At 30.7% G+C, this 15,684-nt stretch carries 11 protein-coding genes; 10 read left to right on the top strand and 1 reads right to left on the bottom strand.

Annotated features, from left to right (window positions below; all coding sequences use genetic code 11):
* Positions 1 to 31: 31 nt before the first annotated feature.
* The 3 genes from KEC48_RS10050 to KEC48_RS10040 all read left to right on the top strand — a co-directional run bounded on the left by KEC48_RS10050 (position 32) and on the right by KEC48_RS10040 (position 3,105).
* The gene (locus KEC48_RS10050) at positions 32 to 1,519 is read left to right on the top strand and encodes a WG repeat-containing protein (protein ID WP_211962128.1); all 1,488 of its coding nucleotides are present in this window, start codon (positions 32 to 34) and stop codon (positions 1,517 to 1,519) included.
* 9 nt (positions 1,520 to 1,528) lie between these two features.
* A complete protein-coding gene (locus tag KEC48_RS10045) occupies positions 1,529 to 2,581 on the top strand; it encodes a hypothetical protein (protein ID WP_211962127.1) in 1,053 nt (350 codons plus the stop codon).
* A gap of 119 nt (positions 2,582 to 2,700) precedes the next feature.
* Positions 2,701 to 3,105 carry a hypothetical protein gene (locus KEC48_RS10040; RefSeq protein ID WP_087357146.1) on the top strand — a complete coding sequence of 135 codons (405 nt, stop codon included), beginning with the start codon at positions 2,701 to 2,703 and terminating at the stop codon, positions 3,103 to 3,105.
* Between the two features lie 268 nt (positions 3,106 to 3,373).
* On the opposite strand, the gene KEC48_RS10035 is transcribed toward KEC48_RS10040, so the two are convergent.
* Positions 3,374 to 5,062, bottom strand: coding sequence for an IS1634 family transposase (locus KEC48_RS10035; RefSeq protein ID WP_249191346.1), 1,689 nt, complete (start codon positions 5,060 to 5,062; stop codon positions 3,374 to 3,376).
* Positions 5,063 to 5,240: 178 nt separating this feature from the next.
* Between KEC48_RS10035 and KEC48_RS10030 the strand changes: the two genes are divergently transcribed.
* The 7 genes from KEC48_RS10030 (at position 5,241) to KEC48_RS10000 (ending at position 15,673) form a co-directional block, all read left to right on the top strand.
* The gene (locus KEC48_RS10030) at positions 5,241 to 5,585 is read left to right on the top strand and encodes a hypothetical protein (protein WP_211962125.1); all 345 of its coding nucleotides are present in this window, start codon (positions 5,241 to 5,243) and stop codon (positions 5,583 to 5,585) included.
* Positions 5,586 to 5,801: 216 nt separating this feature from the next.
* Positions 5,802 to 6,071: a phosphocarrier protein HPr gene (locus tag KEC48_RS10025; RefSeq protein ID WP_087357145.1), complete on the top strand. Its 270-nt coding sequence runs from the start codon at positions 5,802 to 5,804 to the stop codon at positions 6,069 to 6,071.
* A gap of 130 nt (positions 6,072 to 6,201) precedes the next feature.
* Positions 6,202 to 6,471: an autorepressor SdpR family transcription factor gene (locus KEC48_RS10020; protein WP_211962124.1), complete on the top strand. Its 270-nt coding sequence runs from the start codon at positions 6,202 to 6,204 to the stop codon at positions 6,469 to 6,471.
* Positions 6,468 to 7,109: an SdpI family protein gene (locus tag KEC48_RS10015; RefSeq protein ID WP_211962123.1), complete on the top strand. Its 642-nt coding sequence runs from the start codon at positions 6,468 to 6,470 to the stop codon at positions 7,107 to 7,109. The genes KEC48_RS10020 and KEC48_RS10015 overlap by 4 nt, the downstream gene beginning before the upstream one ends.
* 63 nt (positions 7,110 to 7,172) lie before the next feature.
* Positions 7,173 to 7,901: an ABC transporter ATP-binding protein gene (locus KEC48_RS10010; protein ID WP_087357143.1), complete on the top strand. Its 729-nt coding sequence runs from the start codon at positions 7,173 to 7,175 to the stop codon at positions 7,899 to 7,901.
* The gene (locus tag KEC48_RS10005) at positions 7,882 to 9,477 is read left to right on the top strand and encodes a hypothetical protein (RefSeq protein ID WP_211962122.1); all 1,596 of its coding nucleotides are present in this window, start codon (positions 7,882 to 7,884) and stop codon (positions 9,475 to 9,477) included. The genes KEC48_RS10010 and KEC48_RS10005 overlap by 20 nt, the downstream gene beginning before the upstream one ends.
* Before the next feature lie 385 nt (positions 9,478 to 9,862).
* Positions 9,863 to 15,673: a lamin tail domain-containing protein gene (locus tag KEC48_RS10000; protein WP_211962121.1), complete on the top strand. Its 5,811-nt coding sequence runs from the start codon at positions 9,863 to 9,865 to the stop codon at positions 15,671 to 15,673.
* The last annotated feature ends 11 nt before the right edge of the window (positions 15,674 to 15,684 follow it).

Genomic DNA, 15,684 nt, shown 5'->3' with positions numbered 1-15,684 from the left:
GTATACTAGGGGCAATAAAGGAGGAATATATGTGAAGAAGTTATTCGCTGGATTTATGGCACTCATGTTATTGTCTGGATGTAGTCAAAATCAAAAGGTACATTATTTTATGTTGACGAATGATCAAAAATTAAGTGCTTTATATAATTCTGAAGGTGAACAAATAACAGATTATCAATATCAATCTTTTGAAAAAGTTGGTAATCGTGGTTATATTATAACGAATGCTAAAAAGCAGGTAGGATTTATTGATTTAGATGGTGATGAAATCATTCCTGTTGGAGAATATGAAACACTGGAAAGTGTCGATGATATGTTTTATGCGACCAAAAAAGTGGAAAAGAAAAAAGATGATCAAAAAGAAAAATCAACTCAAAATACATTTGTTAAGGAAAATCTTTATGTTTTAAATGAAGATGGTGAAGTTTTATATCAGGCTGATAAATCAACGGCTATTATGCAAAGTGGATTACCTGTGATTTTAAAAGATAAAGAATATATAGTTTTATATCGAAATGGTGAAGAACTTTATAAAGGAAAAGAAGCTGTTACATATGTGAATCAGTATTCAAGTGCAAAATCAATTGTTATTGGGTTTAAAGACTATAATCATTTTTATTATTGTACTCAAAATGAAGAACAGAACTTTGATATGAAGATTGAAAAAGGAAGTTATGAGTTTTTAATTCAAAATGATCAAGGATGTATACTCAATGATGAGAAATTAAAAAGTATGATCTATATTGATTTTGAAAAGCAGAAAGCTTCTCAAAATCATATAGCAATTAAAGATGCTTATTTTGATGATAAAGAAAATATTATTTTAACCCATGATGATAAAACATATATTTATCCAATGGGTGGTGTTCCTGTTTTAATTAATTCATATTATGTGAATGCCAAAACATATCTTGTACGTGAAGAAGATGTCTATGGGCCACATATGATTTATAAAAATGGTCTATCTAAGGGAAATCTTGAAAATTGTCAGCTTTATCCAGAAGTGATGTTGCTGTATTTTGAAATTTTCCCAGTTTATATACAAGATAAAGGATATGCTTACTATAGTTTTGATAATAAACAAGTTATTGATCAGATATACCTTGAAGCTCAGCCATTTGATGCCAGTGATACAGCTATTGTGAAAATTGATAATAAGGGATATTCATTAATTGATGAAGAAGGACAAATTTTAACAAAAAATACGTATTATCGTATGGAGTACATAGGCAGTTCATATTATGTCGTTTATAATGAAAATGGTATGTATGGTATTATTGATACAACTGGAGAAGAAATCTTTCCTATTGAGTATACGTCATTACCAGAAACACCAATTATTGAATATAATGATGAAAATTATATGATGTTGAATAAAAATGGAAGAAGTTATATTTATGATGTCAATAATGATATGGAAGAATTATTTTCTATTGAAGGGGATTTGACTTTCCACCAAGAGGGATATTTTTCTGATGGATATCATTATTATACAATGGATGGAGAAAGTATAGAATAAGGAGTAAATATGGAATATTTGATTGTATTATTGTTGATTTTTATAGGTGTGTTGTTTTTGATGCAACTTGTCTTTTTTGAATTGACAAGAAGTAAAATGGAAAAAGCCAATAATATCAACTGGTTTTTATCTTTAGATAAACCATTTAGCTATAATCGTGTTGGATATATGGTTTTTCTTTGTTTGATTTGTTATTTTATATCATCACCAGTTGAATTATTTACTTTAAGCTGGTTTGTTTACTTTGTTCTCTTTTTAGCAATGGGGATTGTGGCTGATGCAGTTGTACAGTATGCCATTATGGTATACAGCAAAAAAAGATGTCGTCGTCAAATAGAAGATGCTCATTTACTACAAAATGAATTACAACATTTTTCACCAAGTACTCAGTTAGAAAATGATTATACACTATCATCTCCTAGCTATCACGAAGAAGATGTTTTAAGACGTTATATCCAATCACAAGATCATTTGGCAGTCATGAGTGTGGATGCTGGAAAATTTGCCAGTCAGTTAAAAGGTGAAACAGAAGCTATGTTTGTGATTGAACCTTATACGGACACACAAAGAGTTCAAAATGAATTTATAGATGATCCATCTGTAAAAGTGACAACTTTAACACCAACAGGGAAAATGCCTTTTAAAGATGAAAAAATTGATATTGTGATGTGTCAAAAATGTAATTATGATAAAAGTGAGATTTTTAGAGTCTTAAAAAAAGGTGGCTACTTCATTGTCAATCAACATGGAACAGAAAATTTAAAAGAATTTGTTCGTCTTTATATGCCTTTCCAGATGAAAGGAAGCTGGGATGCACAAAACTGTGCTCAAACATTAGAGAGCATTGGAATGCGTATTGTAGATAAATTTGAAGATTATGGAACTATTCGTTTTCATAGTATTCAAGCTATTTATCAGTATTTTACAAAGGTTTCACCAGATTTTGCTAATGTTAATAGATATCAAGTTTTCTATTTACAGGCATTAAAAGAAATCAAAGAACATTCTTATTTTGAAATGACAACACATCAATTTTTAGTTGTGGCTCAAAAAATGTATTAAAAGGAAACTTCATCGTAAGTTTTCTTTTTTTATCTCAATGATGTTCATTTCATTTTCATATTTTTTACATGAGATGTTCATATCTTTATTGTATTATGAAATGGCAAAGGATGATGAATATGAAAAATAAAGGTATTATTTTAGGATTTATTGTGATGGTAATATTGATTGCCATCTTTATGAAAAAACCAATCGAAACAAAAAAGGAGATACGTTATAATACGACACACAAAAGAGAAGATATAGAAAAGATTATGGATATGGCTATTGATGAATATACGAATGCTCAAGCAGATGTTTATAGTGTTTATTATGATGAAGATATCAGTCATGAAACGGAACAATCGTATCTTCAAAAGGATACAGATATTCAAGAAGTCATCGTTGTTTATTTGGAATTTAAAACACGTTTCTTTAATGTTCATCCAGCACTTGGTGAAAATCACTATTATAGTGATTATATGTATATTGCATGTAAAAATGCAGATGGTATTTGGCAGTGGAAAGATGGTGGTTATGGGTAATATTTGGAAGTTATAAAGATAAAATTGTCAGTATAAATTGCTTTTTTATTGTTTATATCACAGTTTTTTGAATAGGCTAAGTAGATATAAAAAATACAAAAAAAGACTTGACAAAAAAATATTATGTAAGCGTATTAATTTCTTTTGAAAATGTATGGAAAAGTAATTCAAATGTGTTATAATACCTGACTTTAGTATCCGGTATTAAAATCTAGTGATAGTTTTATAAAAGATTTAGGTCCCTATTTTTAGGGACCTGTTTTTAATTCTATATTTTATAATTTAATATTTGTTTAATTTGTCTCTCTGTTAGGTAGTAGTTAGTTAATGGAAGTTTAGACAGCTTCGCAAATTCTTTTATAAATCTGCTACTTGTTGTTATATTAATGTATTTACTTTCACCTTTTACTAGTCTAAATTCACGTGTGAACTTCATGATTTCATATGTACTAAACTCTTTATTGAATACTTTGAATTGTAGTAATCTTTCTAGAAGAACTGATAAATAACAGATTAAGAAATGTCCTTTTACAGTACTTTCTTTTTGGAGAAATACAGGCCTTGCATCGAGATCGCTTTTCATGATCTTAAATGATTCTTCTATTCTCCATAAATTATGATAGGTCTCATATATTTCGCGTTCACTCATTTTTGTTTCAGAAGTCACTAGAAGATTATAACCTGCAAGTTTTCTTTCTTTGTCAATGGCTTCTTGATTTATTTTGGCTTTAGCTTTTCCTCCTTTTTCATTGATAAAATCAACATATTTTCCTAGATCTACAAATTCAGAACGTTTTGCTTGGCTATAACAGAGTTCTCTTGCTTTCTCAGCTTGTTTTTCTATTCCATACTTTTTCTTTGCGGCAAGCTTAGGGTTATAAGTAAGTACTCTTTTTTCTTTAAACATCAAAATTTTCTTTTTCCCTGTGTTTTCATCAATAGTGATGTTGTAAGGAAATTGATCAACACATGATTTGTATTTGTAAACGAGATGCCCCTCCTTATCTCTCACTTCTTCCCAATCATCACTATCCATGGTCACCCAAGTTTGTTCGGTTTCAGGAAGCATCTTTACGGATTTAGAAAAGAGATAACCATCACCATTTTCTTTGGCGAAAGCGATATTATCAGCACAATTAAGACCTTTATCAGCTACATGTATTGTTCTGCCATTTATTTGATATGTATTTCTTAAATCATTTACAACATCTCTCATGATAGGTTTCTCACTTTGATTCCCAGGAAACATTTTCATGCCTATAGGGATCTGGTTGGCATCAAGTAGAAGTCCCATACCGACTATTGGATCTTTACGGCTTTCTTTAGATGGTCCTTTTCTTCTGAAATCATCTTGTTTATCAATTTCAAAATAGAAGTTTGTACAATCAAAATAAGTTTTATCAGTTTCTTTTTTATAGACCATATCTAATTGTTCATTAAATATTTCAATAAATTTTCCATAATCATTACCGATATATCCTAAACCGCTTAAAAGTTGGTCATAGGAATAATGAACTGATTGATGAAGTTTAGGAAGAACTTCGTGAAAAGTCTTGTGTTTACTGCAAGGATTTACTAAGCGAGCGAAGATGAGTGTAGAAAGAAGTTCATAAAGATCAAAAGTAAAGCTATTAGAATTATTTAAATAATCGACATACTTCTTTATGTCCATACATTTTAAAAGAGAGGCATAAGGGAAGTAACCAAGATAAACTTCAGGAGACTCATCAGATATTTGAAGTTCTTTTTTAATTTTATGAGCAGCATTTAATTCATCAACTTCTTTTTGAAAATGAGCAACAGGATCATCAATGCCTTTTTTCTTCCAAGTTTCAACAGAGGCAAGGGACTTGTATGTACGATGAGCAGACCCATGCTTTTCAGGGGAATAAAAACTCTCAACAATTGATAAATAAGTACGCCCTTTTAAATGAGATTGTTTAAGAAAATAAGCCATAAAGCACCTCCAATAATCTATCACCACTATCACCATTATTATAACATAAACTATAAAAAAATAAAAGAATTTAACATAAAAAAACATCGATAAAATCGACGTTTATTCGCTACTTAAAATTTTGATTTTAAATTTAGTCTAAAAAATCTAGTGATAGTCTCTAAAGACGGGCATCTTTATGAAAAAACCAATCGAAACAAAAAAGGAGATACGTTATAATACGACACACAAAAGAGAAGATATAGAAAAGATTATGGATATGGCTATTGATGAATATACGAATGCTCAAGCAGATGTTTATAGTGTTTATTATGATGAAGATATCAGTCATGAAACGGAACAATCGTATCTTCAAAAGGATACAGATATTCAAGAAGTCATCGTTGTTTATTTGGAATTTAAGACACGTTTCTTTAATGTTCATCCAGCACTTGGTGAAAATCACTATTATAGTGATTATATGTATATTGCATGTAAAAATGCAGATGGTATTTGGCAGTGGAAAGATGGTGGTTATGGGTAATATTTGGAAGTTATAAAGATAAAATTGTCAGTATAAATTGCTTTTTTATTGTTTATATCACAGTTTTTTGAATAGGCTAAATAGATATAAAAAATACAAAAAAAGACTTGACAAAAAAATATTATGTAAGCGTATTAATTTCTTTTGAAAATGTATGGAAAAGTAATTCAAATGTGTTATAATAAGACTATAAATTATTAAGGAGGAGTCAATAAGATGGCAGAAAAATTATCTTTCGTAGTTTCAGATCCAGTTGGATTACATGCTAGACCTGCAACTATCTTAGTAAACCAAGCTAGCAAATTCACTAGCAATATCAAATTATGTTACAATGGTAAAGAAGTTAATTTGAAGTCAATTATGGGTGTTATGTCTTTAGGTGTTCCTACTAAAGCTACTGTAGAAATCGTAGCTGAAGGTGACGATGAAAAAGACGTAATCGCATCAATTGCTAAAGTTATTAAAGAACAAAAAGTTGCTGAATAATATAAGGCTTCAAATACATGGAACTATACAAAATGTATAGTTCTTTTCTTTTATTTGACATGAATATAAAAAGTGATACAATATATTTAGATATTTAGATAAATATCTAAATATCAAAGGAGGGAGAGATATGTGTGATGCATTTAAAGCGTTAAGTGATCCAACGAGAAGAAGAATCTTAGAGTTGTTACAGGATAGACCTTTAAATGCTGGAGAAATTGCAGATTGTTTTCAAATGACGAAACCATCTATATCACATCATTTATCTATTTTGAAATCAAGTGGTTTGATCATTGATGAAAGACAGGGGCAGAATATTGTTTATAGTATTGATATGTCTGTTTTTCAAGAAGTGATGAAATGGTTTATGAATTTTATTGATATGGGGGATGAAAAATGAGAATAAAAGTTTTTGATGGAGTCTTGTGGGGAGTGACTTTTCTTTTGGTAGTGACTGTCTTTTTGATGCCAGATACAGTCCCTTTACATTGGGATGAAAACTGGCAAATTGATGGTTATGGCAGTCGTTATATGTTTTTGATTCTGGCTTTTATACCAATGGCCATCTATTATGGGATGTCACTTACAAAGCATATTGATCCTAAAAGAATGAATTTGGAAAAAAGAAAGAAAACATATCGCCTTTTTCAATATGGTTTAACAGTGTTCTTTTTGATTCTTGCTGCTTTTTTTGAATATTCAGCTTTTAATCCCCAACAAGATGGTGAACAGTTTGTGTTATTGTTAGTGTCTGTCTTATTAATAGGAATGGGTAATTATTTACCTAAAATACCACAAAATTACTTCTTTGGTGTCAAAACACCATGGACACTAGCAAGTGAGTATGTCTGGAAAAAGACACATAAAATAAGTGGCTATTGTTTTATATTGATAGGATTCATAAATGGTATAAGTGCATTAGTACATTTTTCTTACACTTATCTGGTATTGATGATTGGTATTATAGGTATGACTGTATTTATTTATGTGTATTCTTATTTTTTATTTAGAAAGTGTAGCCAAAATATTGACGATTAGATATTAAAGATATAAAATTATAATATAAATAATATTAATAATTAATGAAAGAGAGGATATCTTATGTTAAAGATTGAACATTTAACAAAAAAATATGATCAATTTAAAGCAGTAGATGATTTATCATTGCATATTGAAAGAGGTCATATTTATGGTTTTATTGGTCATAATGGGGCTGGAAAAACGACAACATTAAAAGCAGTTGCTGGGATTATGCCTTTTGATGAGGGAGAGATTATCATTGATGGAAAGTCTATGAAAACACATGCTTTAGAATGTAAGAAAATCATGGCTTATATTCCAGATAATCCTGATTTATATGAATATTTAACAGGTATTCAATATTTGAATTTTATTGCAGATGTTTATCAAGTATCAAAGGAAGAAAGAGAAAAACGTATTTCTCAATATGGGGATATGTTTGATTTAACAAGTGATCTGGCTCAACCTATTAGTGCCTATTCACACGGGATGAAACAAAAGTTAGCGATTATTTCAGCTTTTATACATCAACCACAATTAATTTTAATGGATGAACCATTTGTTGGATTAGACCCTAAAGCATCACATTTATTAAAACAAATCATGCGTGATCATTGTGATCGTGGTGGTGCCATTTTCTTTTCAACACATGTTTTGGAAGTGGCTGAAAAGTTATGTGATCGTATTGCGATTATTAAACAAGGAAAATTGATTGTCAGTGGAAAGACTCAAGATGTAATTGGTGATGAATCACTTGAAGATGTTTTCTTAGAGTTGGAGGATGATGACAATGTTAATGACGCTCATTAAGATTAGATTGCAGGGTATTTTATTAAGACAAACAAAAAGTTCTAAGAAAAAAGGGAACAGTATTGGAAAGCTGATATTATTTGGTTTATTGTTTGCTTATGTAGGTGTTGTCTTTATTGGCATGTTTGGGATGTTGTTTTATTCTTTGATTGAACCATTTTCAATGATGGGGATTGAATGGTTATACTTTGCTTTAATGGCATTATTCATTATTTTGCTTTGCTTTATAGGAAGTATTTTCTTAACACATCATGAAATTTATGAAGCTAAAGATAATGAATTGTTGTTGGCTATGCCTATTAAAAATAGTGATATTTTATTGAGTCGTGTGTTTACAATTTTGATTTTAAACTATGTCTATGAGTCTTTGATTGCGATACCAGCTTTCTATGTTTATATCACTAATGTCGGTATGACGATGATTGAAATCTTTATGTTTATTATTGTTGTTTTGACACTACCATTGTTTGTTTTAGCGTTATCTTGTTTATTTAGCTGGATTTTAGCTCATGTGCTTGTCAAAATTCATCGCTTCAAAACGGTTATTTCTATTGTATTATTTGTAGGTTTCTTTGGTTTATATATGTATGCTGTGAATTATTTACAGACATATCTTGTATGGCTTGTTGAAAATGGTAAGAGTATTGCTGAAGCGATTGAAAAAGCAGTCTTTCCATTATATCATTTAAGCATTGCTTTAACTCAGGGAAATATAGGTAGCTTTGTAATTTATCTTATTTGTGCCTTATTGCCATTTATTATTGTGATTTATTTATTATCTATGAACTTTACGAAAATGGCAACTTCAAAACCTAAGATGAAAAAAGTTATTTATAAAGCAAAACCAATGAAACAAAATACAATGTTTAAAGCTCTTGTCATCAGAGAAATCAAACATTTTACTTCTAATGCGATGGTGATGTTGAATGGAGCAATGGGTATTATTCTTTGTATCATTGCTGCGGGAGCTGTCTTGATTTATCAAGATGAAATTCAAATGATTGCTTCTATTCCTCAGATTCAAGAATATATGACTCCAGTGTTATGTTTAATGGTTATTGCTGTATCATCATTAAATATGATCAGTGCATCCTCTATTTCTTTAGAAGGAGATCGTTTCTGGATTATTAAATCACTCCCTATAACAACACAGGATATTTTAAATTCAAAATTAGCTATGCATGCTTTCTTATGTATTCCCGGTGGTTTAATTCTTTCTGTCGCTTTGATTTATGTGACAGGTATTGGAATGATTGATAGCTTACTTGTCTTGGTTGTTCCTATCTTATTTACACTATTGATTGATTTTTTAGGATTATTACTCAATTTATGGAAGCCTAAGTTTGACTGGGTTAATGAAACGGTCTGTGTGAAACAGAGTTTACCTGTTGTTTTAACGATGTTTATTTCAATGGGATTAGCTGTTGTGATTGCAATGGTGTATGGACTATGGTTAGTTGATATTCTCTCTATTACAGCTTATATGTATAGTGTGATTATGATTGTTATTATTTTAGATGTTGTTCTTTATCAGACAATTCAAACGTGGGGTATACAACAATTTGAACATATATAAAAAGTAGAATAAAAGGCTGTACGAGATAAATAATCGTAAAATCATCTCAAAGAAGAAAACGGCAATGAATATCAATTACGATCATCATTGTCGTTTTTTTGTATATAGAGATTATGGAAATACATTATACAATCTAATTGCACTCATAATTATAATGTAAGTCATTTTTATGATATTAAAGCAAGAATAATGAATGTGCTAATCAACAAAAAGCAATTTATATCATTTTAATCTAGCATGAAATAAATTGCTTTCATATAGTGGATAAGGTGGTTTCAAATCAATGTTTTGATGTCATTAAAAACTATTAATGTACTTTTTACCTGACATTAACAATCTTTAGAAGCTGTTTTGTTATAATCCGTTTATAAATGGAGGAAACAAAATGGGAAAAAAAGCTAAAAAGTTAATTGGTAGTAGTATGAGTGTTCTTGTTGTGGCATCATCAATGAATTTGAATGCATTATCTGTTGTTCATGCAACAGATACACTTACAAAGAATGCTTCAAAAATTATAAGCCCAGTGATGATTAGTGAGATTGTAGCTGATACACATCAATCTGATATGGAAACTGCGTCAGGTACAGATGCTTTTGAATATATTGAGCTCTACAATACAACGAATCAGACTTTAGATATGGATAATTATCTTATTCAAAATGTTAATGGAAGTACGCATACTTTATGGGAAATCCCTGAAGGTACAACAATCGAAGCAGGGAAGACACTGGTTGTATGGGTACGTAATAGTGAAAGTGACTCACTTGATGAAAATCAATTCCGCTCTTACTATAACATTACTGATGAATCAGTAAATATTGTGAAAACAAATGAATCGGTGAATGGTTTTAGTAATTCTGGAGAACGTTCAATGGAAGTCCTTGTCAAGGATACTAAGCAAGTCATTAATTCTATGACTTATAATGATGGAGAAGCAAAGGCCCAGACAAAAAAGGGGATTACATTTCAATATCAGGATGGTCGTATTCAAGAATTGACACTTGGCTATGATGGAGATCCAACGCCAGGATCATTGGTTGATGAACAAACATTAGATGACCATTATGTCGTTAATAAGGATGAAGATGCAGCAGTTAGTCTATTAGTTAATGAGACATTTAACCCAAATGCATCATATGTTGTGAAAGCAACTACAGACTTAACTTCTGTTATATTAGAAGCAAAAGCCTTTATAAATAATAAGTCATATAATATGACTTATGATAATGGTGAATTTTTTGTTTCTATTCCTGCATCAGATTTAAGTGGTTTAGAATCTTTTGAGTTATCCGTTGAATTAACTGATGGAGTTAATGAATTAAAATCTAATAAGACAATTACAGCAGAGACAACAGATTCAGTGAAATATCAATCACCATTATTATTGACTGAGTTTGTACCTAATACTGTTAATGTGGATGGCTCTGATGCATTTGAATATTTTGAAGTTTATAACGCTAGTAATCAGACAGTAGATTTGAAAGATTATCATTTTATTTATGTTAATGGAACTAAAGAAACTGAATGGATATTGGAAGATGATATTCAATTAGAAGCAAAGAAGACTTTAACTGTATGGATTCAAAATGAAAAAGTGATAAGTGCTCATTATACAGTGGACGACTTCAATAAAAATTATGGAACAGCTTTAGAAAAAGGTAAAGATCTGACAACAGTACAAAGTGATGGTTTATCAAATTCTGGGTCTCGTATAATGAAGATTACTTCACAGACAGGTTTAGAATTAAATCGTGCAGAATATAATGCACAAGATAGTACTAATGAGAAAATAGATGAAAATGAGTCTATTTATGTAACATATGAAGTTGTTCATTATGATGGTGAACAGACTGTGGGAAATGTTTCTAATCAAATTTTTGGAGAATATCAACGCCCTGATGTGATAGAGAATCCTACTGTATCAATTGATGCACCATCTGTGGTTTCAAATCTTCAAGATTATGAAATGACGATTCAGACAAATCTAGAAAAAGTTTTCACAGCAACTGCAGATATTTATAGTGGAGAAACACTCATTGATACAATTAACTTTACATATGACAATGATATTTTAAAAGGGACAATTGCATATAATGCTGTTAAAAATTATGACAGTATAACTTATAAAGTCACAATCAGTGATGGAGTTAATCAAGCTACTTATACATCATCTTCAATTCCAGTTCAAAGTGGAGAAGTCGATGTAACAAATGCACCAGCCTTAACAATTACTGAAGTTATTCCAGATACTTCTAATGTAGATGGAGCAGATGCATATGAATTTATTGAAATCTATAATAACTCTAATAAAGATATAAATTTGAAAGATTATAAGCTCTATTATAATTATCCAGATAGTGGTAGTGATAGTATTTGGTGGGAAACAAACGAAGATAAGATTTTAAAATCTGGAGAAACACTTGTTTTCTGGATTAAAAATGGTACAAATGATGCTTTAACAAAAGGTAATTTTAATGAAAAATGGGGAACAAATCTTTCAGATGACCAATTGATTGAAATTTCATGTGGTGGGATGTCTAATAGTGGAGCGAGAGGAATTAAAATAGCGACTAATGTTAAAGATGTGATTGATTATGTAACATATAATATGGATGGAACTGATAATACAACAGCTGACAAATCTATTGTTTATCAAAACCAATATAATAGTGGACAATTCCAGTCTGTATTAGTGAGTGATGATAGAACGCCTACACCTGGTAGAGTTGATAGTAATACGAAACCGCAATATTCTCCAGTATTGCCAGATACAGTAAGTGAACCTGTTTTAGAAGATCGTACAGCATCAACTTTTCATACAGATGAAGATTTTGCATTTGAAATCAAAGCAACTTCACAAGAGACAACGATTAAAACTGTATCATTATATATGAAAGATAATAAGTCAAACGGCTATACTCAATATAATCTTTTAAGAAATAATGGAGATGTTTTCAATTATACTCTAGCAAGTGTTGACTTAATTGGGAAATCTTCTTATGAATATTATTTTGTTGTTAGTGATGGATATCAAACAGTAACAACTGATGTGAAAACGGTAAACAATGAAGAGGGAATTCTTGAGGGTGATCGTTTCAATATTGATGATCAAACAGTGATATCAAAAAATCAACAAATTATAGGAACGGGAGAAAACCTTATTCTTGATGGTAAAGATATTACAGGTGAAGCCAAAAAATCTATTAGCAATTCAGCAAAAATTGCATTTGATGCTTCACAGACAGATGTCTTCTTTAAAAATGCAGTTTCTATAGGTAACGATTCAATAGGTGTCTTTAATGAAGGAACTTATGACTCATGGATGACATATAGTTATGATGTAGATGCAAAATATTTTGATTATGATAAAAAACAGGTGACAATTGCATTCCATGCTGGAAATAAAGCTAATGTGTTAGAACATAATATTGAAAATAACGATGATTTTGTTTTAAAGAATATTCGTCTTGTTTTACCTGATGGTACATCTTTGAGAGGAAAATATACTGGTGTTAAGGGGCTTGGAGCAGTTGAACATACTGCAGATAACTGGCATCCAGATCAACCAGAAACATTGGACAATTATTCTCCACAAACTGAAATTTCAATGGGAGATGGAACAAGTAAAATAGAAATTCTTTATGTCACATTTGATATTCCTGAAGCATCATTTGATTCATTACGTTATGATCTTGATACAACAAAGTTATCAGATGGTGTGCATACACTTCAAACTGGAGAATCATCTATACAGTTTATAGTAGATAATACGGCTCCTGAAATTATGACAAATATGGAAGAAGATGCACAATATAGAAGTCATACAATTGAAGCGAGTGCTAAAGATGCTATAAGTAAAAATGTTTCTTTATTAGCAACATTGGATAATCAAGCAATTGAATTGCCTTATGCATTTGATACAAAGACATTAGATGCTGGAGAACATGTTTTATCTTTAACTGCTACAGATGAAGTAGGGAATATGGCTACCAAAACAATAACATTTACTGTTCCTGAAGAAAATGCTACTGTTGGTGAAATCACACCAGGTGATGGGTCAGTGATTCATGGTGATCCTACATTATCTGTTCAAGTGAGTGATGCAACAAATGATGTTATGAATGTTGCATTTAAGAAAGGCCAAAAATATACTTTGAATGATCAAAATATTCAAGCTTCTCAAGGTGTGAGTCAGACTTCTGGTACTAATGAACAGTCTTTTGAAACAAATTCTGCCAATGGCTTCCCATATCAGCAATTTGATATTAAGGTTGATTCTTCATTTACAAATAAGGATGCAATGAAAGTTCATTGGGAAGGTGAAAGTAATAATGCCAAAACATTTATGTATGTTTATAATCACACAACTCAAGAATGGGATTTACAAGATGCCCAAAAGATTTATGATGGCAGTCAGATTGAATTAACTGCATCAATAGAGTTAAATGATTATCTCAAAGATTCATCAGTAAGAGTCATGATACAAAATGGGGAAGGATATACGCCACCTCAATATGATTCACAAACAACACGTATTACAACTTCTAATGAAGATGATACTCCTCGCGAAGATTATGATTTTACATTTGTTGTAGAAAGTGATACACAATATTATAATGAAGATTATGATGGTAATCCTGAACAAGATGTTGATGGTTCATATCAGTATCAGTTAGATATTCATGAATGGGTTCTCGCAAATAGAGAACGTATGAATATTCAATATATGTTCCATGATGGAGATATTATTGATGATGAACATCTTGATCCTGAATGGGAAAATGCCGATAAAGCTTATAAAATACTTGATGAAGCAGGAATGCCTTATGGTGTATTGGCTGGTAACCATGATGTTGGTCATTTAAGTGGTGATTATACAAGTTTTTCTCAGTATTTTGGTGAAGAAAGATATAATCAGAATCCTTGGTATGGTCAAAGTTATAAAGATAATCGAGGACATTATGATTTAATTAGTGTAGGTGGTATTGACTTTATTATGATTTACATGGGATGGGGTATTGGTGATGAAGAAATTCAATGGATGAATGATGTCTTAGCACAATATCCTGAACGTAAGGCCATTTTGAACTTCCATGAATACTTACTTGCTAGTGGAGGTTTGGGTGAAGAACCTCAACGTATCCATGATGAAGTCGTAGCTGTGAATCCAAATGTCTGCATGGTATTATCAGGACATTATCATAACGCTCAGACAAATGTAGAAAACTTTGATGATAATCAAGATGGTGTTGCAGATCGTACGGTTTATCAGATGTTATTCGATTATCAAGGATTAAAAGCTGGTGGTATGGGATATATTCGTTTAATGCACTTTGATTTAGAAGGTGAAAAAATTATTATTCGTACATACTCACCTTCACTAGATGATTATGATGCTAAAGATGAAACTGATATTGGTGATGTCGCCAATATTAATGGAGAAGAAGAATTTGAAATTCCTTTTTCAGCATTGGGAATCGAACCAAAGACAAAGAGCCTTGAAACTTCATCTTTAGATATAGATGTTTATGGAAGTGAAGTGTTAGGTGAAGTTAAAAATGTAGAAAGTGGTCAAACTGCACAATTGACATTAAATAATCTGGCTAATCAAACATTAGGATGGTATGCTGAAATTACTGATGAAAATGGTGGATTGACAAGAACGGATGTTCAGTATATTACAGTGAACAAAGAAGAAAAAGCACCAACAATTATTTTACCATCAGATAATACATTTACTGTTGGAGAAGAATTTGATCCAATGAAGGGTGTGAGTGCAACAGATTATACAGGAAAAGATATTACATCTCAAATTCAGGTTGCTGGTCAAGTGAATACATTAAAACCTGGAACTTATGAATTGACTTATACTGTATATGACGAATATGGTTATTCTACTCAGGCTAGAAGAGTGATTACTGTCAAAGCAGAATCATCATCTCAAGGTCAACCTTCTCTTCCTGATGAAAATAAACCAACGCAAAATCCTAATCAGAACACTCCACAACAAAGTGATAATCCTTCACAACAAATTCAAAGTCAAAACAATATTCAACAGGTACAATCATCTATACAACCACAAACTTCAGACCTTTATGGTAATTTTGCAGGATATTTATTTATTGCCATTATAACATTGCTTGGTATTGCATATTTAACATTAAAAAATAAAATCAAAGATTTATTTCAAAAGTAAAAATGGTAAAA

The sequence above is a fragment of the Clostridium sp. C1 genome (assembly GCF_018223625.1).
GTDB lineage: Bacteria > Bacillota_I > Bacilli_A > Erysipelotrichales > Coprobacillaceae > Allocoprobacillus.
This window is presented reverse-complemented; position numbering and strand designations above follow the sequence as displayed.

Bases quoted from the DNA above. Each gene is read 5' to 3' on its own strand.
- KEC48_RS10000 (WP_211962121.1), top strand. From the start codon at position 9,863: ATGGGAAAAAAAGCTAAAAAGTTAATTGGTAGTAGTATGAGTGTTCTT.
- KEC48_RS10045 (WP_211962127.1), top strand. From the start codon at position 1,529: ATGGAATATTTGATTGTATTATTGTTGATTTTTATAGGTGTGTTGTTT.
- KEC48_RS10025 (WP_087357145.1), top strand. From the start codon at position 5,802: ATGGCAGAAAAATTATCTTTCGTAGTTTCAGATCCAGTTGGATTACAT.
- KEC48_RS10035 (WP_249191346.1), bottom strand. From the start codon at position 5,062: ATGGCTTATTTTCTTAAACAATCTCATTTAAAAGGGCGTACTTATTTA.
- KEC48_RS10015 (WP_211962123.1), top strand. From the start codon at position 6,468: ATGAGAATAAAAGTTTTTGATGGAGTCTTGTGGGGAGTGACTTTTCTT.
- KEC48_RS10005 (WP_211962122.1), top strand. From the start codon at position 7,882: ATGTTAATGACGCTCATTAAGATTAGATTGCAGGGTATTTTATTAAGA.
- KEC48_RS10010 (WP_087357143.1), top strand. From the start codon at position 7,173: ATGTTAAAGATTGAACATTTAACAAAAAAATATGATCAATTTAAAGCA.
- KEC48_RS10040 (WP_087357146.1), top strand. From the start codon at position 2,701: ATGAAAAATAAAGGTATTATTTTAGGATTTATTGTGATGGTAATATTG.
- KEC48_RS10020 (WP_211962124.1), top strand. From the start codon at position 6,202: ATGTGTGATGCATTTAAAGCGTTAAGTGATCCAACGAGAAGAAGAATC.
- KEC48_RS10030 (WP_211962125.1), top strand. From the start codon at position 5,241: ATGAAAAAACCAATCGAAACAAAAAAGGAGATACGTTATAATACGACA.